At 33.1% G+C, this 25195-nt stretch carries 22 protein-coding genes and 8 tRNA genes; 3 read left to right on the plus strand and 27 right to left on the minus strand.

What is annotated here, in order from left to right:
• Positions 1–5 precede the first annotated feature (5 nt).
• The 3 genes from EP747_RS21800 to EP747_RS21810 form a co-directional block, all read right to left on the minus strand.
• The gene (locus tag EP747_RS21800; protein WP_235832968.1) at positions 6–890 is read right to left on the minus strand and encodes a TVP38/TMEM64 family protein; all 885 of its coding nucleotides are present in this window, start codon (positions 888–890) and stop codon (positions 6–8) included.
• A 318-nt stretch (positions 891–1208) separates the two neighbouring features.
• Complete coding sequence (locus tag EP747_RS21805) at positions 1209–2039, minus strand: aldo/keto reductase (RefSeq protein ID WP_129692115.1); 831 nt, start codon at positions 2037–2039, stop codon at positions 1209–1211.
• 30 nt (positions 2040–2069) lie between these two features.
• Positions 2070–3281 (minus strand): MFS transporter, encoded by a 1212-nt coding sequence (locus EP747_RS21810; protein WP_129692116.1) that lies wholly within the window; start codon positions 3279–3281, stop codon positions 2070–2072.
• Between the two features lie 425 nt (positions 3282–3706).
• On the opposite strand from EP747_RS21810, the gene EP747_RS21815 reads away from it, so the two are divergent.
• Entirely contained in the window at positions 3707–4072 is a 366-nt protein-coding gene (locus tag EP747_RS21815; protein ID WP_091024744.1) for a winged helix-turn-helix transcriptional regulator, read from the plus strand.
• Between the two features lie 46 nt (positions 4073–4118).
• Here the strand turns inward: EP747_RS21815 and EP747_RS21820 are convergent, their stop codons facing one another.
• Positions 4119–4790, minus strand: a complete 672-nt coding sequence (locus EP747_RS21820; RefSeq protein ID WP_129692117.1) for a DUF4352 domain-containing protein — start codon at positions 4788–4790, stop codon at positions 4119–4121.
• Between the two features lie 64 nt (positions 4791–4854).
• Positions 4855–6219 carry an alkaline phosphatase gene (locus EP747_RS21825; protein WP_129692118.1) on the minus strand — a complete coding sequence of 455 codons (1365 nt, stop codon included), beginning with the start codon at positions 6217–6219 and terminating at the stop codon, positions 4855–4857.
• Positions 6220–6550: 331 nt separating this feature from the next.
• On the opposite strand from EP747_RS21825, the gene EP747_RS21830 reads away from it, so the two are divergent.
• Positions 6551–7093: a copper resistance CopC family protein gene (locus EP747_RS21830; protein WP_129692119.1), complete on the plus strand. Its 543-nt coding sequence runs from the start codon at positions 6551–6553 to the stop codon at positions 7091–7093.
• Positions 7090–8172, plus strand: coding sequence for a copper resistance D family protein (locus tag EP747_RS21835; RefSeq protein ID WP_129692120.1), 1083 nt, complete (start codon positions 7090–7092; stop codon positions 8170–8172). The genes EP747_RS21830 and EP747_RS21835 overlap by 4 nt, the downstream gene beginning before the upstream one ends.
• A gap of 523 nt (positions 8173–8695) precedes the next feature.
• Here the strand turns inward: EP747_RS21835 and EP747_RS24410 are convergent.
• From EP747_RS24410 to EP747_RS21940, 22 genes are all read right to left on the minus strand, one after another.
• Positions 8696–8860 (minus strand): hypothetical protein, encoded by a 165-nt coding sequence (locus EP747_RS24410; protein ID WP_165347205.1) that lies wholly within the window; start codon positions 8858–8860, stop codon positions 8696–8698.
• An 89-nt stretch (positions 8861–8949) separates the two neighbouring features.
• Positions 8950–9366, minus strand: coding sequence for a methylglyoxal synthase (mgsA, locus tag EP747_RS21840; protein ID WP_025671694.1), 417 nt, complete (start codon positions 9364–9366; stop codon positions 8950–8952).
• Between the two features lie 156 nt (positions 9367–9522).
• Positions 9523–10950 (minus strand): sensor histidine kinase, encoded by a 1428-nt coding sequence (locus tag EP747_RS21845; RefSeq protein WP_235832969.1) that lies wholly within the window; start codon positions 10948–10950, stop codon positions 9523–9525.
• Positions 10940–11614 carry a response regulator transcription factor gene (locus EP747_RS21850; protein WP_129692132.1) on the minus strand — a complete coding sequence of 225 codons (675 nt, stop codon included), beginning with the start codon at positions 11612–11614 and terminating at the stop codon, positions 10940–10942. Before EP747_RS21850 ends, EP747_RS21845 begins: the two co-directional genes overlap by 11 nt.
• 149 nt (positions 11615–11763) lie before the next feature.
• Entirely contained in the window at positions 11764–12432 is a 669-nt protein-coding gene (locus EP747_RS21855) for a PspA/IM30 family protein (protein ID WP_129692121.1), read from the minus strand.
• Position 12433: 1 nt separating this feature from the next.
• Complete coding sequence (locus EP747_RS21860) at positions 12434–12844, minus strand: hypothetical protein (protein ID WP_129692122.1); 411 nt, start codon at positions 12842–12844, stop codon at positions 12434–12436.
• Positions 12845–13008: 164 nt separating this feature from the next.
• On the minus strand, positions 13009–14079 hold the full coding sequence (locus EP747_RS21865; RefSeq protein WP_165347206.1) for a Ger(x)C family spore germination protein: 1071 nt from the start codon (positions 14077–14079) through the stop codon (positions 13009–13011).
• A 14-nt stretch (positions 14080–14093) separates the two neighbouring features.
• Positions 14094–15179, minus strand: coding sequence for a GerAB/ArcD/ProY family transporter (locus EP747_RS21870; protein ID WP_165347208.1), 1086 nt, complete (start codon positions 15177–15179; stop codon positions 14094–14096).
• Positions 15180–15196: 17 nt separating this feature from the next.
• Positions 15197–16486, minus strand: coding sequence for a spore germination protein (locus EP747_RS21875; protein WP_165347210.1), 1290 nt, complete (start codon positions 16484–16486; stop codon positions 15197–15199).
• A gap of 710 nt (positions 16487–17196) precedes the next feature.
• Positions 17197–18999 (minus strand): glutamine--fructose-6-phosphate transaminase (isomerizing), encoded by a 1803-nt coding sequence (glmS, locus tag EP747_RS21880; protein ID WP_129692126.1) that lies wholly within the window; start codon positions 18997–18999, stop codon positions 17197–17199.
• A 534-nt stretch (positions 19000–19533) separates the two neighbouring features.
• Complete coding sequence (glmM, locus tag EP747_RS21885; RefSeq protein ID WP_129692127.1) at positions 19534–20877, minus strand: phosphoglucosamine mutase; 1344 nt, start codon at positions 20875–20877, stop codon at positions 19534–19536.
• A 13-nt stretch (positions 20878–20890) separates the two neighbouring features.
• Positions 20891–22186, minus strand: coding sequence for a YbbR-like domain-containing protein (locus tag EP747_RS21890; RefSeq protein ID WP_129692128.1), 1296 nt, complete (start codon positions 22184–22186; stop codon positions 20891–20893).
• On the minus strand, positions 22179–22997 hold the full coding sequence (gene cdaA, locus EP747_RS21895) for a diadenylate cyclase CdaA (RefSeq protein ID WP_129692129.1): 819 nt from the start codon (positions 22995–22997) through the stop codon (positions 22179–22181). Before cdaA ends, EP747_RS21890 begins: the two co-directional genes overlap by 8 nt.
• Before the next feature lie 289 nt (positions 22998–23286).
• Positions 23287–24186, minus strand: coding sequence for an arginase (rocF, locus tag EP747_RS21900; RefSeq protein ID WP_088014518.1), 900 nt, complete (start codon positions 24184–24186; stop codon positions 23287–23289).
• 240 nt (positions 24187–24426) lie between these two features.
• Positions 24427–24502, minus strand: a tRNA-Ala gene (locus tag EP747_RS21905).
• Between the two features lie 20 nt (positions 24503–24522).
• Positions 24523–24597, minus strand: a tRNA-Gly gene (locus tag EP747_RS21910).
• 16 nt (positions 24598–24613) lie between these two features.
• Positions 24614–24686 (minus strand) — tRNA-Lys (locus EP747_RS21915).
• 26 nt (positions 24687–24712) lie between these two features.
• Positions 24713–24787, minus strand: a tRNA-Gln gene (locus tag EP747_RS21920).
• 8 nt (positions 24788–24795) lie between these two features.
• Positions 24796–24880, minus strand: a tRNA-Tyr gene (locus EP747_RS21925).
• 18 nt (positions 24881–24898) lie between these two features.
• A tRNA-Val gene (locus EP747_RS21930) sits at positions 24899–24974 on the minus strand.
• Between the two features lie 9 nt (positions 24975–24983).
• Positions 24984–25058, minus strand: a tRNA-Glu gene (locus EP747_RS21935).
• 16 nt (positions 25059–25074) lie between these two features.
• A tRNA-Thr gene (locus EP747_RS21940) sits at positions 25075–25147 on the minus strand.
• Between the last annotated feature and the right edge of the window lie 48 nt (positions 25148–25195).

Here is a 25195-nt window from a genome sequence, read left to right on the forward strand (position 1 = left end):
TTTTATTATTCACTTTGTGACACGTAAGCTTTTTTTGAATTAGTTCGCTTAATTGATTTCTTAATCATAAATGATAAAGAGAAGATGCAGGCAATTAAAATGGAGCTAGTTAAAGCTATTTGCGATGTTGTTAAAGAGAAAAATTTGGCCAAATATACAGAGTATGATAGTAGGGATGATGTAATTAATTTTGAAATTGAAGCAATTAATAGAAACTTTTTGAAAGATACTTTGCTAATTCCTGCCCCGACACAGATAATTTCATCTGGTAATATCGGAATGATAAACATTAAAGTTAAAATAATTGTTTCATTTTTTTTGACATATTCCTGATATTTTTTTAACTGTCTTTCATTAACAAACTTTGAAACTAATTTAAGTCCACCTATTCTTGCTAAGAAATACATAATGACAATACCTAAAGTTGAACCTAAAAATCCAATTAACGCTCCTGAAAACGATCCGATTACAGCACTACCCGCAGGAATAGTAAGTGCTTCTGGTAAAGGTAAAAAAATCGGTTGAAATAAACAGATTAAGAAAAATAATAATTTTGCAGTTGTAATATGATTAGTTAATATTCGCTCAACTCCGTACGTATCTACGAATACCAGAAATTGACTAGCATAAAATAGAATTCCAACTATCGATATACAAAGTAGTAAACTAATTAGCGCTATTTTTGTAACCTTTAAAAACTTTTTATGATTTGATACAACCAGATAGAAATCTAGTAGGAGAATGCCCATGATTGCAAAAATAAATGATATTTTATAGATCGTTACGACAGTAGGTAAACTAATGACTAATATTAAGATCGATATTGTAGCTAATACTATGTGTAACGTAAGTTCTTTCATCGTATTAAACTGTTTATTCTCTTTCTTCAAAGTAATCAACTCCTCTACTAAAGCTTGACCGTTCACAAATATTTTTCGCTACTATGTTTATAGTAACGAAACGGTATATCATTTGAAACGAACTTAAGTATTAAACTTAGTAAGTCTTAAGTCTTAAGTCTTACGGGAGGAAGTTTTTGCAAATGAAAATTGTTATATTCGAATATTCGACTCTTAATACAAAATGCCTCTTTGATTTAAATAGATTAAATAATTTTTTTGTAAGATTAGATGTACAAACGCTTCACATTCGATTAAAAATAAAAACGACCGTCGAAGATTTGACAGTCGTTTACTTTTATTCTTTAATTAAAAATCAAAATTGTCAGGGTCTGGACCAACACGGTGGTTTTGGTTCAGAGAGTTGATTTGGTTCATATCTTCTTCTGTTAGTTCAAAATCGAAAATATTTGCGTTTTCTTGAATGCGATGTTCTTTGATTGATTTTGGTATGATTACAACACCGTTTTGTACATGCCAACGTAATACAACTTGAGCAATTGATTTATTATGTTTGTTTGCTATTTGTAATAAAGTTTCATTCTCAAATAATTGTCCTTGCATTAAAGGAGCCCATGCTTCTACTTGAATTGAATTTTCTTTTAAAAATTCTCTTAGTTCAACTTGACTTAACATAGGATGTAACTCAACTTGATTGATCATAGGCATTATTTCAGCATTAGCCATTACTTCTTTCAAGTGGTGAATTTGGAAGTTACTCATTCCAATTGCTTTTACTTTACCATTTTTGTATAGTGTTTCAAGTGCTTTCCACGATTCAACATATTTACCTTCTACTGGCCAGTGGATTAAATATAGGTCTAAATAATCAAGGCCTAGTTTTTTCAAACTCAATTCGAAAGCATCTATAGTTGATTGGTAGCCTAGATCAGCATTCCATACCTTTGATGTAATAAATAAGTCTTCACGTTTAAGACCATTTTCTGCAAGAGCTTCTCTAATTCCTTGCCCTACACCTTCTTCGTTTTGATAAATCGCTGCAGTATCGATACTACGGTAGCCATTTCGTATTGCAGCTTTTACAGAATCAATTACGACTTGACCGTCTTCTACTTGGAAAACTCCTAAGCCTATTACTGGCATTTCTAAACCATTATTTAATTTAACTAAATTATTCATTTTTATTTCTCCTTTTTTATATATTATTTTTTAAAATTCACTTTTTCTCTTTTCTAAAGAAGCGCTCCAAATGCTTAACAGAACTGCTCCTAATACCATGATTCCACCTATCCACGGTGTATGAATCAAGCCGATTGTATCTACAACTAAACCGCCTATAAATGCTCCAATTGCAATACCTACGTTGAATGCTGCTATGTTTAGCGCTGATGCAATATCTACAGCAGTTGGGACATACTTCTCAGCTAATTTCACAACGTAAATTTGTAGACCAGGTACATTCATAAAAGCAAGCAAGCCTAAGAAGAAAATCGTTACAATTCCTACTAGTTTAAATGGTGCCGTAAAAGATAGAATGATGAGAACAATTGCTTGAACGGCAAACATCCACGTTAGTGCTTTTAAAGGATTTTTATTAGCCGCTTTTCCACCGATCGTATTACCAAGTGCTACTGCAATTCCATAAACGAGTAAGATAATACTTACAGAGTTTGGAGCAAAGCCGGTAATTTTTTCAAGGATTGGTGATAAGTATGTGAATGCTACAAAAGTACCTCCATATCCTAATGCTGTAATAGCAAAGGCTAAAAGTAATGGTCCATTTTTTAAAACTTTCAGGTTATCACTAAATTTTGATGCCGGTGGCTGTTTAATTGATTTTGGAACTAATATTGCAATTGCAATGATTGCAATAACACCTAATAATGCTACAGCTCCAAAAGTTGATCTCCATCCAAAATGCTGACCAATAAATGTGCCTAATGGAACACCTGTTACAGTCGCAACAGTCAAGCCTGTAAACATAAATGCAATTGCACTTGCACGTTTGTTTTCAGGTACTACATCCGCTGCAATTGTTGAACCGATTGAAAAGAATACACCATGTGAAAATGAAGTAATGATTCGAGCAACTAACAATAGACCAAAACTAGTTGAAAAGGCTGCAACACTATTACCAATGATAAAAATAATCATTAATAGCATTAGTAACGATTTCCGACCAATTTTGTTTGTTAATGCGGTTAAAATTGGTGCCCCAAATGCAACACCCATCGCATATCCAGAAATTAATAATCCCGCTAATGTGATTGAAATTTTCAAGTCACCAGCTAGAGTTGATAATAAACCAACGGGAACAAATTCGGTAGTTCCAATCCCAAATGCACTAACAGCAAGTGCCATTAACGCGGGAGTGCCACTTTTTTTCTCTTGCATTTTAATCGAAGCAGCAGTCGAACTCATATAAAATCCTCCTTATTATTTTTATTGTGAGTTTTATTATTAGCTTGAATACAAAGAGACATGGCGCCTGAATAAAGTCTCATTGTCATTCAAAACATAAATGAAATGAAATTGTAAAAGATTAACGTCTTCCTCTATACATTTAAGTAACAATGGAAAAAATACTTTTCGTAAATGTTTGTTAATCAATTAACTATTGTCATTATGAGCGATAGGATTAAGTAAAAGAAGTATGTACTTTGAAGTGATATAGTTACTTTTTAGTAACATTTAAGAGAATAAAGGTTTAAAACAGAGAAAAATTTATAAAAAAGTTTTTACCGGACTAGAAACTACACAGTTTGCGAAGAGAATGTTATGATATTTGAATCATTAAAAATATGTTGCGTAGTTTTGATTAAAAATGAATGAAGGAGAGGAGAAAAATGAAAAAATACAATATTCCAGTTGAAGCTTCATTAGATGTAATCGGTGGTAAATGGAAGGTTGTGATTCTTTGTCATTTGACAAAAGGCACGAAAAGAACTTCTCAGTTAAAAAAATTAATGCCGAACATTACCCAAAAAATGTTAACTCAGCAGCTAAAGGAATTGCAGGAAGACAATATCGTTCACCGAAAAGTATTTAATCAGGTTCCGCCAAAAGTAGAATATTCCTTAACGGATTACGGATGGTCTTTAAAAGAAGTATTAGATCTACTGTGCACTTGGGGAGAAAATCATATTGAAACAATGTATCCTGACAAAAATGACGTACTTCTTCCACCAGTTGAGGATGAAGTAACTCTATAAATAAAAAACTCCTTTTTCTATTAAGAAAGGAGTTTTTTTCTGCAATCTAATTTAAATCCACTTTAATTTTTTGGGCTTTAGCAATTACTTTATGTTGATCATCTAATACATCACTAGTTGTTAGCTCAATCCATTTCAAGCTAGGATCAGTATGATCGACTATAAATCCCATTGCGCCTTGCTTTGAACTATTAGGATTGATTTCCCCGCCTAAATATTCGATATAGAAGTCATCTTTAAATTCCTTTACTTCATTATTACTTGTCGTCAAATGGGCAACTGGACCAAAGTGTAATTGTTTACTCGAGTGATTAATGATTTCTACCTCTACCTTAATGAATCGAAAACTCTCATAGCTTTCTGTATAATAATGAAAATAATCCATTAAAGAATACGTTGGTAAGTTTTTAATAAGCTTAATCTGTTTAATTTTCATATCAATCGGCCCAATTGAATAGGACTTATTTAATGAAGCAATGCCCTCTAAGGTAACTTCTCCTTTATCATCTTTCAGTGTTTGACCTTTAAGAAGTAAACTCGTATCATCTGAAACCTGTGGATTTGTCACATATACATCGTCTAAAGACTTTGCTCGGCTTTTGGAGATTGTAGAGACGTTTTTTATATTCTCTGCTGAAGCAGTTGTTTTTTCCTTCTGAACTAAACTACATCCTGAAAGCATTAAAGAAAGTAAAATAAATGGAATCAATTTTTTCATATAAATCCCCTTTCATCCTTAAATCCCGTTAAATAAGGTCATTTAACGGGATTTGATTTATTACTTATTTACCATTCTTTAAAATTCTAAAGATGTTTTTTGCTTGGTCAGTATTATCAATTTTCCCTGCAAATAATTGGCTGCCAGGTCCATACGCATAAACATTTACGTCTTCACCTGTGTGACCACCAGTAGTCCAACCAGTTACTGAACGCTTATCAAAAATTGCTTCGATTGTATTATCAATCTCTAACATATTTTTTGACTCTGCCGCTTTTTTAACAGATTGAATTTCTTCAGGTTTTAATTCTATGTTAATATTCGATTTTAATGTTTTTTCTACATCTGCGCCTTTACTAATTTGTTCAGCCATGAAATCAGGAGTACGTTTAGCTGCTGCAATCGGTGCCCCGTACCAATTGTAATCACCTTTTGCGCCAATAGAATAGCCACCTGTTGAGTGGTCTGCCGTTGCAACGACTAATGTATGCTTGTCCTTTTTAGCAAATGCAATTGCAGCTTTAAATGCTTTTTCAAAGTCTTCCATTTCACTCATTGCCGCAACGATATCGTTATCATGTCCAGCCCAATCAATTTGACTACCTTCTACCATTAAGAAGAAACCATCTTTATCTCTACTTAATTTATTAATAGCTGTATTTGTCATATCACTTAATGACGGCATAGATGCTTCACGGTCGATCATCTTCGGCATTCCACCAGGAGCAAATAAGCCTAATACTTTATTGTTTTTATCTTTTAACATTTGATTTTTATTCGTTACATAAGAGTAGCCATCTTTTTTAAATAGCTTTGTTAAATCACGATCCTCTCTTACAAAGTTACTTAATCCACCACCAAGCATGACATCTATTTTATGTCCACCTTTAATTAGTTCATCATAATAATCATCCGCAATTGCATTCATATTTTTACGACTTACATCATGAGCTCCATAAGACGCCGGTGTAGCATGTGTAATTTCTGAAGTAGCTACAAGCCCTGTTGCTTTTCCTTTTTCCTTTGCAGCCTCAAGCACTGTTTTTACTCTTGTCCCATCATTATCTACGCCTATTGCTGCATTATAAGTTTTAACCCCCGCTGACATTGCCGTTGCCGCTGCCGCAGAGTCAGTAATATTTTGCATTGGATCCTCAGGATATGTCATTTGTTGCCCTACTAAATAATGATCAAATTCTGTTTGTTCTACTACTTTTGTTTTTGGATTATCTTTTAAATAACGATAAGCAGTCGTGTATGATACACCCATTCCATCTCCAATTAAAAAGATCACATTTCTAATTTCATTCTTGTTTGTTTCCTTAGCTTGTACTGTATGATTTGCAAATGAGCCAATAAACGAACCAAATGCCATCGTTGAAAGCACTGCAACTGGAATTAACTTTTTCTTAAGTTTGTTTCTGAACATAAAATAAACCTCCCTAAAATTAAAAATTCATTAGATTTTACTTCTTAATTTTAATGAAATTTTATTAATCCACTTTGGAGGTTCTGTAAATAAAATATAAAGAATTATTTTTGATAAATTAATTTTCTTAATTAAAACTAACCAATACTCTTTTGAAAGGATTACAAATATAAATTGTCTTGTTAAGTCTACTTCACAAATACATCACATTTTTGAACTAAAATATCTAATTGAATAGAGTGGTTAATTTAACTAAAATAATATTTCATAATTACAAGTTTTTACCTTATATTAAATTAAGCACAAATTTTTACATAAGAAGGAGATTTATATGAAAAAAGGTTTATCAATCATTATTTTACTGCTATTTTTATTCCCAACTATGGCGAGTGCTCATACTAAGCTTGTTTCATCTAATCCATCAAATGGGCAAGTGATAACTGAACCAATTAAACAAATTAACCTTGAATTTGAAGAGGCTCTTGAGCAACTAGGTACGATCAAATTGTATAAAGCTGGGACTGCCACAGCTGTTACAAATGTTTCTATTAAAAGTAATAAATTAATTGCTGATCTACCAAATAGTTTAGAAAATGGTGATTATAAGATTGAGTGGAAAGTAGTAAGTGAAGATGGTCATCCAATAACAGGTCAAATTCCTTTCAAAGTACAATTAAAGCAAGCTGAAACTAAAACGACAACTGAAAATAAAACAACTGACAAGGCAGTTAAGGATCAAACACCAACTAAAGAAAAACAAAAAGAGGCTACTCCTAAAAAGGAAAGATCTAAATATCTTATTCCATTAATTGCAATCGGGCTATTTGGAATTGCATTAATGGTTGGTGGAGTTGTTCTTTGGAATAGAAAATGAGTTATATCGTTCCAATCACTGAGTTCATAACTTATATCCTTTATTCGATATTAGCAGGAAAGTTTGTATTAGATTTTGTACCTTCAGATAAAAAACCAACAAACAGCATTTCGAAAGGTACTGTTTATTTGGTTATTGTCGGCATAGTATTCTTTTCACTATTTCCTGCTCTACGAATTATTACTTTTTTCCTAGATGATGTTCATCTTAAAACAGCCATTTATTCTGTTTTCATTAAAACAGCTGTAGGTAATGCATGGATTTACTCGAGTATGTTTGCCATTATGCTTGTCATTAATATTTATAGCGATGGTAAAAAGTTTTTTAATTTCTTTTGGTTATTCATGATGATTTTAAGTATCGGTTATGCAGGTCATATTACCTCTATGAACTTTTGGACGGGTTTTATCTTTCAAAGTAGTCATTTTCTAATGGTTTCTATTTGGAGTGGAATTCTATTTAATGTCACTTGGCTTGCTAAGGACACTAATAACTATGGTCGATTCTTAAAATGGTTTACACCTTTAGCCATCATATGTGTCGTCATTATTTTTATTAGTGGTATAGTCTTAATGCTAGAAGTTGTTAAATTAAAAGACTATACGAATGCTTGGTTACTTCCTTATGGACAGATGTTACTGTTAAAGCACATTAGTATCATTCCAGTATTGTTTTTTGCTTTTTTCAATGGTGTACTAATGAGAAAGTCCGCTGAAGGCCCTTCAAGTAATATTCGAGGTTGGTTAAAAGCAGAGTATATTACAATCATAATTGTGTTCTTTTTTACAGCTATAATGGGTACTAAATCTCCACCGCATAATATTAATTTAACTTTGCAAAATGAGGGTTCGTCTAAATGGATTGAGTGGATTATGGGGATTGATATTACTTTACCTATTAAAATAGCTTTTACTTTTACATTTGAAGGTACGATGTTAATGAGTATGTCGATCATCTTCCTAGTGTTACTAGTAATCAGCTTTATGAAAAAGATAAAAATCATGCTACCAATTGCATTTAGTCTTTGCTTTGTGATTACAATGTATCTTGGACTAATGTATAGCGTATCAGTTCAGTAATAAAAGATTGTACTATGTTAAGTACAATCTTTTATTGCTGTTGAAAAAAGAATTTGTCGATTAAATTGTTGGATTGATCATTGATAAGTAAGTTGTGTCATATGATTTCCACTACAGGGTGCTCGCTTTCCATGGGGCGAGATCTGAGCCTCCTCGGCGCCGCCTGTGGGGTCTCAGCCTTCCCGCTTCTCCCATAGGAGTCGAGCACCCTTTCGTTCCAATCAACTTCTTGATAAAAAAATAATAATCTTAAAAATAATAGAATAGTCAATTGATCGAATGAATTATCCTTTATTAATCAAATTGTAACTTATGATGACGACTTAGACATCTTAATATTGTTCGTCAAAAAAGAAGATATTTTAATTTTCGCTAGTTAGTTAAAACATTAAAACAATATTAAATATACATTTTTCATAGAAATTCATTTAAGGTTGGTATTTTCAATATTGACTACAATATATTTCAACACTCTGAAAAAAAGATTGTACTATGTTAAGTACAATCTTTTTTTATCTAAATTTTAACGTCCGTGTCTCCATTTAGTTGGCTTTCCTGATGAAGGGCAATTAGGGAACTTTTGTCCTGCTTGTAATTCAATATGCTCCCCGTCTTTATCAGTATAATAGCCCGAAATCATTACTGTTTCACCTGTATCATGTGTATGTCCAAATCCTTGATTATCCATTATAAACCTCCTTTTCAACTGAACTAGCATTACTATTTCCTTCATCAAAGTTAATTATTCGATTCCTTTATCTTTTTTAAGATTTTTGGTTATCTTTCTCGATTTTGTTTATCATGTACGATGTTTCTCCACTTTAAGTCCCCTCGCTCTAGACCGTGTATTAAAATTTCTGCTGTACCCATGTTCGTTGCTAAAGGAATTGAGTAAACATCACATAAACGAATTAAAGCCAAAATATCCGGTTCATGCGGTTGCGCTGTAAGTGGATCGCGAAAGAAGATAACAATATCCATCAAATTCTTAGCTATTAAGGCACCAATTTCCTGATCTCCCCCAAGCGGTCCAGAATTAAATCGATGTATTTTTAAATTTGTATTTTCCATTATTTTTGTTCCAGTTGTTCCTGTTGAATATAATTCATGTTTAGATAAAATAGATTCATATGCCATTGCAAAATTTACTAAATCTTTTTTCTTTTGATCGTGTGCAATGAAAGCAATTTTCAACGTCAACATTCCTTTCTTTTAGGAAAAATGGATTTCCAATTTCAGCAATTGTTCGTATTAAACAATTAGGAAACGACTCCATTCAAATTTATTTTTATTTTTTACTTCTTTGTATCTGTTATTCTACAATTGCAATTTAGTATTATAAAATCCGGCTTATGCCTTTTTACTACTCATATTAGAAGTTGGAATCCGAATAGTAAACGTACTTCCTTTTCCAACTTCACTATTTACTTGAATAGTTCCATTATGAATTTCCACGATCCATTTTGCAATCGCCAAGCCTAAACCATGGCTTCCAATTTGTCTAGATCTTGATTTATCAGATCGATAAAAACGGTCAAATATTCGGGCATGGTCTTCCGGTTTAATCCCAATACCAGTATCTGTTACTTTGATACATAGTTCATTTTCTTTATCTGAAAGGACTAACTGGACCTCTCCTCCAGTAGGTGTATACTTAATCCCATTATCTATTAATATATATAAGAGCTGTGATAACTTTTCAGAGTCTCCCGTAGCGATTACATTCTTTGGAGCAGTTAAGTTTAAATGGATTTGTTTTGATGCTGCTAACGGTTGTAGAGATACAATCGCCTTTTCTGCAATGGAGCGAAACTCAAACTTTTCTAATTTAACTTCAACTTGATCCGAGTCTGAACGAGCTAAAGTTAATAATCCGCTGACTAAGTTTGTCATCCTTTTTACTTCGTCTTTCATATTAAATAAAAGCTTTCGAGAAAAATCATCTTTCTCTGTATCGATCGTCATTTCCATTGCATCGATCGACGATAACAAAACGCTTAATGGTGTTCTTAACTCATGAGAAGCATCTGCAACAAATTCGCGTTGTCGATTAAATGATTTAAAGATAGGGATCATCGCTTTTTTTGACATAAAAAAACTAATATATAGTGCAACTCCAGAAAATACGATTGTTAAGCCAATCAATATGATGACAACAAATTTAAATAAATGATAAACATCCGAAATATCTTTACCAACATAGATTGTACCGATGAAATCTCCTTTATAAAATAGTGGTTTACCTGATACCATCAAATTAATCTCTTTTCGATTTGAAGGAACATGTATTTCATGATCATGGAATTTTCTCATGTCCTTTTCAAACTCTTCATGTTCTACTTTAATTTTTACCTTTCGGGTTTCATTCCCTTTGGGAATCCAACCTTTCATATGCTCAAACAACTTAGACCTTATTTGCGGGATATCCTCCTGTCCCATTATTAATTCGCCACTTGGATTAACTACATAATAAAAAAATTGATCTACACCTGCTAAAACTACTTCTTGGTTATCGTCCTGAAGGTTTCCTTGTTGATTTTGAGTCATATAATTTTCGATAACTTTTGCTTCTTGACTAGCCAATGATTCCACTGTACGTCTTTGATCATTCATTATGACTACATATAACACTGCAAAGACTATAATGATGAATATAATTAGAAAAAGCATAACAAGTCCGCTATATAGTACTGTTAGGCGATTTTGCGTAAGTTTAAAAACATCTCTTCCTCCGCGATTTCGAAAATCACGTAAATAAGAAATAAGATCAGTTATCAAATTTATATCCTACCCCTCTAATGCTTTGTAGCAAATCTTGTTTACCAAGCAAATCTAGTTTCTTTCGAAGAAGTTTAACAGTGGCATCAATCGTTTTCATTGCAACATCTGAATCATAACCCCATACACGCTCCAAAATAATTTCACGAGGTAATACTTGCCCTTTATTCTGTATTAAAAAATCAAATAATTGAAATTCGCGTGGGCTTAATTGTATTTCAGTGTCTTCACCTCTTACTGATTGGCTTGTACGATTTAGAATCATATCACTAATAAGAATTTCTTCCTCTAATATAGGAGCATAATTACGCCTAGAAAGTGCTCTTAATCGGGCTAGTAGCTCATCAATTTCGAAAGGTTTAACTAAATAATCATCAGCTCCTGAGTCCAGCCCTACAATGCGGTCCTCTAACGCGTCTTTAGCTGTAAGGATTAGAATCGCTCCTGAATATCCTTCTTTGCGTAACCTACGACATACTTCTATTCCTGTTCCTCCTGGCATCATCCAATCTAATATTAATACATCATAATGACTGTTCGTAGCGTAATAGTAAGCTTCTTCTCCTTCTGTAACCCACTCCACTTTATAACCTGCTTTTTTCTTTAACATATAACTGATTAGCTCACCAAGTTTCAAATCATCTTCAGCTACTAGTATATTCATCATCAAAAATACTCCCTCGTTTTATATAAGTATCTCTATATTTTTTGATTGTCTTCTTCATCTTTTCCATTTTCAAATCAATTATAAAATAAAAGGAAGCACCCGTTAATTAAAACGGTGCTCCCCGATATTTCTTTTAGATCATGACCTTACGCAGTTTCCACAGCATGCTGTTTTAGCTTTTGTAGCTCTTCTTCTATTTCTTCACTCATTACGTTATCTTTATAACCATTAGAAAGGTTATTATGATATGCAAATTTATTTTGAGCTTGTACTTCTGCCTCCATCATAAGTATTCGATCTTCTGCACGCGAGATTCCATTTGCGATTGTTTCTGAATTAAATGAAACGGATGTTTGTTGAATTTGTTTAATTGATTTTGCAATATTTGCTCTAGAAACTAGTAATAGTCTCTTATGCAGATATTCATCATATTTACCTTTCAGTTCATCTAATTTTTCATAAAGTGACTGAGTTTGATTTTTAATTGTATTTAGCTGTTCTGTATATAGGCTTAACTGTTTTTCATGAACGAGTTTTTCCTGTATTGCCAGTTTTGCAATGGAATCTTCTCCATTTTCAACTGCTAGCTTAGCTTGTCCACTTCTTTTGTTTACCAGCCCTTCTGTCTCCAAAATCAATGCTTTTTGCTTATTCTCTAGATAGATTTGACGAGAGAGTGCTTCCTGACCTTTCAAAAGATCTTCTTCCATTTCTCTAATATATTGATTCAACATTGAGATTGGATCTTCTAAACCATCTAATGCTCCATTCGCTTTAGCCAACGATATTGATTTCATTCTTTTAAAAATGCCCATTTTATTTATTCTCCTTTTTTGATAATAGATTTTTTTCCCATTTATCCAATAAATCTGCGTTTGTTCTGTTTACAGGTGTGTTAAAACTAGTAGTATCTAATGAAATTTGATTAACCTGGCTAGCTTGTCCCTTTTTAACTAACTTTTTAAAGATAAAAGTCACAACCGAAAATGCGATTAAAAGGAATAATACTAAACCAATCCAAGAAAAATCATGAAAATGGTGTGGACCATGCATCATCTGATGTGATCTAAATTCGTTTCGACCGCCTCTATCCATGAACATTGAATGTTGATCAGCAAAACGTCTTTCATGAAAACCACCTAGTAATCTAAGAAAAAAATGTACCCCTAAAACAAAAACTGCTGTTATAGAGACCCATGTAACTATTCTCTTTACTCTTTTATTCATGCTATTTCCCTCCTCTCATTTCTTAATAAATTGAATTCTAATAGAGTATGGTGAAATTATGGTGAAAACGAAAAATTAATTTTGCTCATCAAAAAAAGATAGGGAGCAGATTTTTATCTGCTTTCCTATCTCTTTTTCTTTTTTCTTATATCTATTTATAGGGCTCAATTAATTAACCCGGTCCCTTTAATTTTCACTTCAGACTTAATCTTAAATGCAAGGTTAGCGTACTTTTTGTTCCATAATGATAAATTTCTATTTTCGCTATTCCTAGATAAGTATCTTAAACCAAAACCGATTGGATCAATGTCTTTTTCTTTTATTTTATTAAGTAAAGCTTTAGCCTCTGCATTAATTTTAACTTCCAATTGCTTATTTAGTTCTGATATGTCACTTTGTTTGATCGTATCCAGGTCATCAATCTTTTCTTCAATAACTGCTCTCACCTTAATCGTATAATTGGCAACTATATTGTTATTTCGATGTTTTAATTTGTAATTCGCCTTACCTTTTTCTAAATTCATTACAAACATAACTTTCTTGTTTTTGACTTTTAAGCTTTCATCGTAGATTCCAGTTGTTAAAAGTCGATAGGTTTCTGATTCACTTGGACTGAGTTCCATAATCATTTTACTCTTATCAAATAATGCTATTCGATCTACTAATAAATCTTTTTTATTTGATTCAATCATAGGCATGACGATATCTATACCGTCTTCTGTTTCTCTCCTATATGCGTCAAATAGACAAACTGGATCTATATATGGCGATTCGGTTCTACTAAAATCAAAATATGATTTCAAAACACCGCCTGATACTTGTTCTTGTATAGGTTTAAAATTAAGCACTTCAAAGGCATTCGGTTTCGCAACACTTAAATAAGACGTCATTTGAATATCTGGTCTTCTTACAAAAAACTCTAATAACGGCTGTATATTACTTTTGGCTAATTTTTCTCCAATTACAATCGTACTACTATGTCCATATACTAATTCTTTATCAATCTGTGACTTCATTAAGTTTAGACCTTCTGAAATCGAGTCAGTATTTGCTGTGAGAATAAGAAATTCTGATTTCGGTATTTTCGGATCTCCATTAGGAATTGCTACTTTAATCATCACTTTATATTTTTTTTCGGGATTCTCAGATTGATCAATTCCAATAGCTGTCACGAATGCTCTCTTATCAATATCTTTAAAGGTGCATCCAGATAATAGGAGCGTGGCACCAATCATAAAAAAGCTAAGACTTAAGATGCGTGCTTTTTTTTGATTGACGCATACAATAACGAAATTATTAATAAGAAGTTTGAGAAGGCATTTAAATTGAAAAACATAGTAAAATATTTTACTAAGTCTGTTTCTCTTATAAGAACTTGAATAACTGTGGTTACACAGATAAAGAAGGAAATTAATATCCATTTATAAGTTCCTCCATAGCTTAAATTGAGTGTTTTAAAAAGCTCTAATGAGGTATGCCAGCTAAGTATAATGTATATTAACGAAATAACGATTTGGCCAAACAGTAGAATGTAAATAACTCTCTCTACAATCAAATAGTCGAAATGCATACTATCAACCGTCGTTAACCAAACAAACACTTCTTTTCTAACACCCTTTAAGCCTAAGTATCCGATTGGTATTAAATAATTACTACAGATTATAAACATCCCACATAGAAAGATCCAGAGAAGAAATCTTTTGTTTATAAAATTTAAATTTATTTTTTCATTAAAAATAATTAAATTAGAGAAGCCTGTAAAGACAAATAAGGCAGCAGTAAACGCACTGATTTTTGGTAGATGTTTAAAATAGTTAACAGATTGGTAAAGGGAATCAACCACAACAAAACGATCAGTCAAAAATCTTATAAGCACAAATAAAACAATCGGAATGTGAAGTATTACGAGTATTTCTGTAACGTATAATAATGATTCTGTTTTTAGTAAAATCGCAAAAATTATTACTAAGAGAAACACAATATAAGTTAATAAGATAGGAGTATTTGGATTGATAAAAATATTTACAACGTGAATTAACGCAATAATAAATAAAGCACCTGTCAAATACCAAAAAATTAAGCTATAAATTATGTAGCATTTTCGACACCAGTCGGGCACTACATTTTTTATGATTTGACTAATATTTTGTTCAGGAAATTTACTAAATAACTTTTGTAAAATATAAATAAAAAAGCCACCTACTATAATGGCTAAACCAATACTTGTAATACTCCCGTTTAAACTATTCCTATACAATATTTGAGGCCCAAATGCAGTTATACTAATAACCGTATTTAAATAAAATAGGTATGTAATATATCTCTTTCCTAGCAAAAAATACACCTCGTTATTTAATTTTTATTAAAAAGTGTCAAATAAGGCTTTCCTAAGCTTCTTAAATTACATAAATGACAAAGAATTGCTAGTGTACCTACTATAACTCCTATCATCCCAAACAATGAGGCAAATAGTATAATCGGATATCGAACAATTCTAATTGCTTGATGCATCGCATTAATTGGAATACTAAATAAAGAGATGGCAACTAATGAAACAACAATAATCATGATGTCTGCTACTAGACCTGCCTGTGATGCAGTTTGCCCTAAAATTAATCCCCCTACAGTAGTAGCTGTAGAACTAATTGACTTAGGTAATCTCAAACTTGCTTCTATTAAAAATTCTGCCATTAACATTAGAAAAAGAATTTCAATATAAGAAGGAAACGGTACTGACATTCTACTTCCGGCAACGAGTAAGGCGAATTGGACTTGTAAAACTTCTGGAGAATAAGAAATAACTGCGACATAAATAGCCGGTAAAAACACCGTAATCATTAAAGCTATATAACGGATTGAAATAAAAAACTTCGACACAACTGTTAGTTCCACTGTATCATCCATCGATTTAAAAAATTCGGAGAAAGTCGCAGGTCCAATTAGCGCCCATGGTGTTCCCTCAACAAGTAAAATTATTTTTCCAGTCGATATATTAAATACGACTCGATCTGGCCGCTCTGTAGTTAAAAAAAGAGGAAATAAACTCCACTTATTATTAATTAATAATTTTTGAAGTTGACCGCAAGATTGCAATACATCAATATTTATGCCTTTAACTTTTTCTATGAGATGTTTGTATACATTACTTTCTATTAAGTTCTCATCATATAACACAAGTACTTTTGTTTTTGATAGATTTCCTACAATGTAGTTTTCAACCTTTAAAGTACTCTTTCTATATCGATTGCGAATCAAGTTTAAAGATACATCAAATTTTTCATTTAATCCGTCCTTTGGACCCTGCAACACATTTTCTTCAGTTGACACTCCAACAGAACTTGCACTAAATTCGCTAATCGTAATTGAGTAGTTTATTTCATCTAAATTTATAATAATATTTCCGTTTAGAATCTTTTCAATCATGACTGATTCTTCGGTAACGATCTCCCAATCATTTAATGTTTTAAGGTAGTTTTTATATACAACAAATGATTCATATTCATAAAAAGGTGTAATAAGAAGTTCAGTAATTTTATTCCCATCACATACTGAATTTAAATAGAACAGAGTGATCGTTTTATTATATTTTTTTAGGCTACGTTTTTGAAAATCAGTATTATTTTGAATTGATTTAAACTTCATATACATCACCTCTATACTAATTTGTACGAATATCATGTGGATATTCGTAAATAATTGGCAATAAGTATAACTATGTATGGAAATCAAATTTATAAATACTATCACTTGGTCCGATAATCGAACTATGATTGTCATTTGAAAGTCAGATTTTAGCTGATAAATGATGCGATTTCGGAAGCAACAAAAAAGAGGCTACTGAAATTTTAGATTTCAACATAGCCTCTTTTCTATTAAAGTTCAACCTGATTTGGTTTTCTTATTACAACACGCTCATCAACTTCACTAACATGAAAGTCATCTTTTGTTGGAATGAAGTTTTCATCGTAAATTTTTATCATCATATTTCACTCCTACTCAGTATTTAATTGCGAATTTTCCCATATTCTTATGATGGATTGATTGGTATAGGTTTATTCTTAGTTTATTTAAATTTTTGACTTTATCTAACTTTAGAAAGTTAGCTTGGATGCGTCGTCATGTTCGAAATAAAAAAAGGACTAATGGTCATCACCACTAGTCCCCTGTATTTTATATTTAAAGTTATTTAATTGGTTTTCTTATTACAACACGCTCATCAACTTCACTAACGTGAAAATCGTCTTTTGTAGGAATGATATTTTCATCGTTAAATTTGGTCATCATTTTACACTCCCTGCTCAGTTTTTATTTTCAAATCTGTTCTTTAACAAACTTTAAGATTACTAATTTGATTATTCAACTGTAACTGATTTTGCAAGATTACGTGGCTTATCAACATCACAACCGCGATGTAAAGCAGCATAGTAAGAAATTAATTGTAATGGTACGACTGAAAGGATTGGAGATAATTCTTCTTGTACTCTTGGTAAAATGAAGCGATCGCCTTCCATGTTTAATCCTTCCATTGAAATGATACAAGGGTTAGCACCACGAGCAACAACCTCTTTTACATTTCCACGAATGTTTAAGTTTACTGATTCTTGTGTTGCCAATGCGAAGATTGGAGTCCCATCTTCGATTAGAGCAATTGTACCGTGTTTTAATTCTCCACCAGCAAATCCTTCTGCTTGGATGTAAGAAATTTCTTTTAGTTTTAATGCGCCTTCTAAGCAAACGAAGTAATCTACGTTACGACCGATGAAGAATGCATTACGAGTTGTAGCTAAATATTCTGTAGCAATTTTTTCAAACTCTTCTTTTTGGTTTGTAATTGATTCCATTGCATTTGCCACAATTCCAAGTTCTTTAACTAGGTTAAAGTTAACTGATTTTCCTTTTTCTTTTGCAAGAGCATTTGCAACAATTGCAAGTACTGCTAATTGTGCAGTGTAAGCTTTCGTTGATGCAACAGCGATTTCAGGACCTGCGTGTAAAGGAAGAGTGAAATCAGCTTCACGTGATAATGTTGATCCTGGAACGTTTGTAAGTGTAATTGCTTTATGACCTAATTTATTTGTTTGTACTAGACATGCTCTACTATCAGCAGTTTCACCGCTTTGTGAAATATAAATGAATAATGGTTTTTCTGAAAGGAGTGGCATATTGTAAGAGAATTCACTTGCAACATGTACTTCTACAGGTACTCCCGCCATTTTTTCAATAAATTGTTTTCCAACAAGTCCAGCATGATAACTAGTTCCACAAGCAACAATATATAATCTGTCAGCTTCTGATAAAGCCGCTTTAATTTCTGAGTCGATTACAAGCTCGCCGTTTTCATCTTGGTACTTTTGGATAATATTACGGATTACTAAAGGTTGCTCATCTGTTTCTTTTAACATGAAATGAGGGTAAGTTCCTTTTTCGATATCACTAGCATCAATTTCTGCAGTATATGGAGAACGTTCTTTAACATTTCCGTTAAGGTCCATTAATTGAACATGATCTTTAGTAACTAAAATAACCTCTTTATCCATTAATTCAATAAATTGATCAGTAATTTGTAACATTGCCATCGCATCAGATGCAATAACATTAAACTCCTCACCAACACCAACTAGTAATGGACTTTTGTTTTTTGCTACATAAATTACGTCATCATTTTGTTTATCTAATAATGCAATTGCATAAGAACCTTTAAGTAGCTTAAGTGTTTCTCTAAAAGCATCAAGTACGGATAAACCTTTTTTAATATGCAGTTCAACTAACTGAACAATTACTTCAGTATCTGTATCACTTGTAAATTCAATATCATTTAAATAATCGTTTTTTAATTGTACATCGTTCTCGATAACGCCGTTATGAACAAGTGTAAAACGTTCAGTAGAACTTTGGTGAGGATGCGCATTACGTTTACTTGGAGCACCATGTGTTGCCCATCTTGTGTGACCAATTCCAACGTTTCCGTCCGCTTTAGTAGGGATTGATTTACGTAATACCGCAATTCTACCTTTTTCTTTATAAACTTCTACACCTTTGTCAGTTAAAAGAGAAATCCCAGCAGAATCGTAACCACGATACTCTAATTTCTCTAAACCTTTTAATAAAATTTCTTTCGCATTATCATTTCCAATATATCCAACGATTCCACACATAATTACTATTGCTTAGTAAGTCCAAAAACAAGACATACAAAATGTATAGGAATGGAACGCTGTTTTCCTAACCGTTTAACTATTTAATTTTCTATTCCCTCGTCATGTTTAATAATGGTAGAGGACTTACAAGCAATATCCACCTACCTTTCATATTCCGCTCATTAGCGAGTTCATTTTTTTGTTTTAAACGGTGTATCAGATTATTTACGTTTGTGCACACAGTCACCCATGTGTTTTACATAAATAATTTCGGTTGTGATACAGCAACCGGGAGTCATCCGCCGAAACTTCGATAAAACTCCACCTCGTCAACTACACATTCACGTCTAGTGTAGTTCTGGCGCTTTTTAAATTTTTTTTTATTTCTATACTCCTTCCTTGTTAGGAAAACAATAAAACAACTATACTATACTGAATTAAAAATGGTCAACAAAAATATGTTGGAAAAAAATTATAGAATAGCTGTATATAACAAAAATATGCATAGACTTACACAAAAGTGCTCATCAATGCATATTTTTTTAATTTATATTATTCTCCAACTTCTTCTTTTACAACAGCAACAATACGTTCTACATATTGTTTACATTCTGCCTCAGAAGGAGCCTCAGCCATTACACGAATAAGTGGCTCAGTCCCAGAAGGACGAACTAAAATACGACCATTGCCGTTCATTTCTTCTTCTACCTCTGAAATGATCGCTTTAATGCGCTCGTTATTAAGCGCTTCATTTTTATCTGTAACACGAACATTAATTAATAATTGTGGATACTTTTTCATTTCTCCAGCTAATTGTGATAAAGATTTACCTGTTTCTTTAACAATACTTACGAGCTGAATCGCACTTAACATACCATCACCAGTCGTAATATGATCTAAAAAGATGATGTGTCCAGATTGCTCGCCGCCAAGATTGAAGCCATTCTTTCTCATCTCTTCCATTACATAACGGTCTCCAACACCTGTAACTGCACTTTTCATCCCATTCATTTCTACTGCTTTGTAGAAGCCTAAGTTACTCATAACAGTTGATACGATTGTGTTTTGTTTTAGACGACCTTTTTCATTTAAATATTTTGCACAAATATACATTATTTGGTCACCATCAACGATTTCACCATTTTCATCGATTGCAATTAGACGATCTCCATCTCCATCAAATGATAAACCGATGTCAGCACCTTTTTCCTTTACAAGAGCTGCTAAAGCTTCAGGATGTGTAGAACCTACACCATCATTTATATTAAATCCATTAGGATTCGTTCCCATTGTTACAATATCTGCTTCTAAATCTGCGAATAAATATGGCGCTAATGAAGAAGTGGCACCGTGTGCACAATCCAGAGCAACTAATAGGCCTGAGAAATCTTCATCAATTGTGTTTTTAAGGAATTGTAGGTATTTTTGACCACCTTCAAAGTAATCACTAACTTGACATAAATCATTTCCAGTTGGTCTTGGTAGACGATCAACTTCTGCATCCATTAGTTCTTCAATTTCATCTTCTTGCTCATCCAACAATTTAAAACCGTCTGGACCAAAAAACTTAATCCCATTATCAGCAACAGGATTATGCGAAGCTGAAATCATAACACCCGCTTGTGCTCCAAGTGCTTTTGTTAAATAGGCAACACCTGGAGTAGAAATTACCCCTAATCTCATAACTTCAGCACCAATTGATAATAAACCTGCAACTAGTGCTCCTTCAAGCATATGTCCTGATACACGTGTGTCACGCCCAACAATAATTTTAGGTTTGACATTATTTTTTGTTAATACATAACCGCCACAGCGTCCAATTTTATATGCTAATTCAGGAGTTAACTCTTTATTTGCAACTCCTCGTACACCGTCAGTACCAAAATATTTACCCATTTTAACTCTCCTTCTAATTCGATGACTGTCCTACATCGCCTGAATTCTCATTTTCATCAGTATCAGTTTGAGCAGATTTTTTATCAGTAATTTCAATCGTTATTGTATCAAACTCTAAACTATATATAACCCCTTTTGGGCCAGTAATAGTAAGTGCTACATCTCTAGTTCCTGGATCTAGTCCATTAACTTTTGCTGTAATATTTAAATCGCTTGGATTAATCGCATCCAAGTCATCCTTAAATCCCTTAGCTGTAACTACTACTTTTCCTAAAGGAGGCTTAATAAACTTATATTCAAATTGATTATTTTCACCCACTAAATTAATAGGGATATTACTAAATTTCTTTTCCATTTCTGTATCAAAATTAACGTCTACATTAATCGTGCTGGAGTCAACTCTAAATGCTCCATTTGGAGTAGGTACATTAACTTCATATGTACCACTTTGATCAAATGAAGATACGTCTACTGGCACTTCTATAGGTCCATTAAACTTGTCCAACCAATCTTTAGACGCATAAATTCTTACTGCATTAACTTTACTAGCAAGACTACTTAGCTTCAAACCATCCTTAAGTGTTCCTGTTTGTACTAACTTAATCGGGAAGCTAGCACTTTCAGAAACAATAGGGACAGTTACTTCAACTTTTCTTGGACTTGTAGTGAAAGGAAGTTGAACACCTTTTTTATTGTATAATTTAACAGGTAACACCTGACTAAATGTCTGATTCGCATCAGTAACATCCACACCAACACTTGCATATGCCACTTGTGACACTTCATCTCTTGATCCTACTATTGTAACTAAACCTGGTTTAACAATTGCATTTTCTGCCTTATAGCCATGTTTAATCTTTTTTTCATTTAGATAAACAACGTTAACTGAAACTTCTTTTTCAATTTTTTCATTAATTGTTACTCTAACTGTTCTTGGTTTAATAGTTGCTTTAATTTTATCTGAAATATTTCTAATTTTTAAAGGAACTTCATATGTACCTAAAGCATAAGAAGTTAAATCCAAATATACTTCAAAATCCTTCTTCATTTCAGCAGTTTTTACAATACTATTAGGTCCATCTAATTGCACTGAAACATTCTTTGGAATTCCAGTAACAATTAGATTGTGCTGATCATAAATAGGTGTTACTGGTACCTCTTTGACTAATTCTTTATTATTTACAAACGGTATGTCTCCTAACCCCGATGTACTTGACTGTGGAACTAGGTTGACAGACATAAAAAGTAATAATGTAACTAATAAAGCGATTCCTCTTAATATCCAACGATTATCCATAAAGTTATCCATTACGTTTCACCTTCCAATTCCATTTAGATGTAGTGGACTCTTCTGGTGATTTTAGTTCAGTATTTAATAAATTTACAAGCTCGTCTTTTGATAATTCTCTGTATAGATTTCCATTCCTTGCTACTGAAACTGCACCTGTTTCCTCGGAAACTACAATCGTAATACTATCAGTAACTTCACTGATTCCAACTGCAGCTCGATGTCTCGTTCCTAATTCCTTTGAAATAAATGCACTCTCAGATAAAGGTAAGTAACAGGCTGCTGCTGTAATCTTTTCACCTTGTATAATTACCGCTCCGTCATGTAGTGGTGTATTTGGTATAAAGATATTAATCAATAATTCTGATGATAAATTAGCATTCATTCGAATACCGGACTCTATATAGTCACCCATACCTGTTTGTCTCTCAAATGAAATAAGTGCACCTATTCTTCGTTTAGCCATGTATTCAGTGGCTTTTGCAATGTTCTCAACAATATCATTTCGGTCATTAATCCCACTACCTGTCGTTCTAGAGAAGAAACGACCACGTCCAAGCTGTTCTAGTGCTCTCCTTAATTCTGGTTGAAAGATAATAATAACCGCCAAGAATCCCCATGTTAATGCTTGATCCATTAAAAATTGTAAAGTATGCAAGCCAAATAGACTGCTTAATACTTTTACGACAATAATGATTGTTACACCCTTTAAGAGTTGGACAGCCTTCGTCCCTTGAATAATGATAATTAATCTATAAATAACAAACCAAACTATTAGTATGTCTAATCCATTCTGTAAATACTGTAAAAAATTTATATGTAAAGAAGGCATCTTTTACCCTCCAAATTCTATAGAATAAAACTGTATCTTGAGTATTATACCATATTTTTGCAATACACAAAATTTGTGAGTTATTAAATATATTAACAATACTTTAACGACTATTTTAGTTATATTAAACAAATTGACAGAATTATATATGTGGCTTTCTAGATTCGTAGGAGAATAACCAACAATTCTTATTTGATTTTATTAAAGAGGTTTTTGAAGGACAGTTCCCCAGATTTTATTGAAAAATACAAAAAAGCTAGCGATTGCTAGCTTCATGTTGTTGAAATATTTATAGTAACTTTTCACCTAATAATGAGCCTATTAATGCTACGGCTACGATTGCTGTTCTATTTCTTTCATCTAAAATTGGATTAACTTCTACGAACTCAATTGAAGTAATAATATCAGCGTCAGATAACATTTCCATCGCTAAGTGACCTTCTCTATAAGTGATTCCTCCAGGAACAGGTGTACCAACTCCAGGAACGTGAATTGGATCTAGACCATCAAGATCTAATGATAAGTGTACACCGTCACACCCTTTCAAGTGGTCAATGCTTTCTTCCATTACTTTTGTCATTCCTAATTTATCAATTTCATGCATTGTATAAACTTTAATTCCTAATTCTTTAATAATTGCTCTTTCGCCTTCATCAAGATCGCGTGCGCCAATAATGATTACGTTCTCTGGTTTTACTTTAGGGAAGTAACCACCTATTTTTGTTAATAAATCGTGACCATGACCTAAAGAAACAGCTAAAGACATACCATGAATATTACCAGATGGAGATGTTTCAGCAGTATTTAAATCTCCATGTGCATCAAACCAAATTAATCCAAGATTATTATAATGTTTTGATACACCTGCTAATGTACCGATTGCAATACTATGATCACCACCAAGTACTAGTGGCATTCTGTTTCTTTTAATAACTTCATCCACTTCAGCAGCAAGCTTTTCACATGTTTCTTTTACAGATTTTAAGTTCTTTAAATTATGTTCTGAATTATCTTCTTTAACTGGTGTACGTTCTACTAAAATATCGCCTAAGTCTTCTACTTGATAAGACATTCTTTCAATACGTTCGTGTAATTGTGCATATCTAATTGCACTTGGCCCCATATCTACTCCACGTCTAGTTTGTCCTAAATCTAATGGTACTCCAATAATTGAAATATCTTTTAACATTTTTATTTCCCCCATCGACTGAATTCATAAAAGAAAACGCTTACTTGATTTTGAAAAAATATAATTTTTTGACTGTTAAAGTTATTAATTATATTAATAGTTTAAATCTTTTGAAACAAATGGGTCAACTCGACATTTTTTTGTATACATATGCATTTTGAGCACTTGAATTGCTATATCTTATGATTATATACAACAAAAAACCTTAGTCAAATGACTAAGGTTTAACTTTATGTATATTGGTGGAGCCTAGCGGGATCGAACCGCTGACCTCCTGCGTGCAAGGCAGGCGCTCTCCCAGCTGAGCTAAGGCCCCACTATTTATATATATGCGAATGGAGCGGAAGACGGGGCTCGAACCCGCGACCCCAACCTTGGCAAGGTTGTATTCTACCACTGAACTACTTCCGCACATAAAAAAAAAGAGTGAGCCATGAAGGATTCGAACCTTCGACCCTCTGATTAAAAGTCAGATGCTCTACCTACTGAGCTAATGGCTCGTAATAAATTACGATTAAATAAAAAATGGCTGGGCTACCTGGATTCGAACCAGGGCATGACGGAATCAAAATCCGTTGCCTTACCGCTTGGCTATAGCCCAACAATAAATGGTGGAGGGGGACGGATTCGAACCGCCGAACCCACAGGGAGCGGATTTACAGTCCGCCGCGTTTAGCCACTTCGCTACCCCTCCGGTATTTATTAAATTAGATGGTGGAGGATGACGGGCTCGAACCGCCGACCCCCTGCTTGTAAGGCAGGTGCTCTCCCAGCTGAGCTAATCCTCCGTAATAAAATGGTGACCCGTACGGGACTCGAACCCGTGTTACCGCCGTGAAAGGGCGGTGTCTTAACCGCTTGACCAACGGGCCAGTACAACTTTTCCTAAGCTTCCAACCGGGCTCGAACCGGTGACCTCTTCCTTACCATGGAAGTACTCTGCCTGCTGAGCTATGGAAGCATTAAGTTAAAAATGGCTCCGCAGGTAGGGTTCGAACCTACGACCACT

Origin of the sequence: Gottfriedia acidiceleris, assembly GCF_004138285.1 — a bacterium.
In the GTDB taxonomy this organism is placed as follows: domain Bacteria; phylum Bacillota; class Bacilli; order Bacillales; family Bacillaceae_G; genus Gottfriedia; species Gottfriedia acidiceleris_A.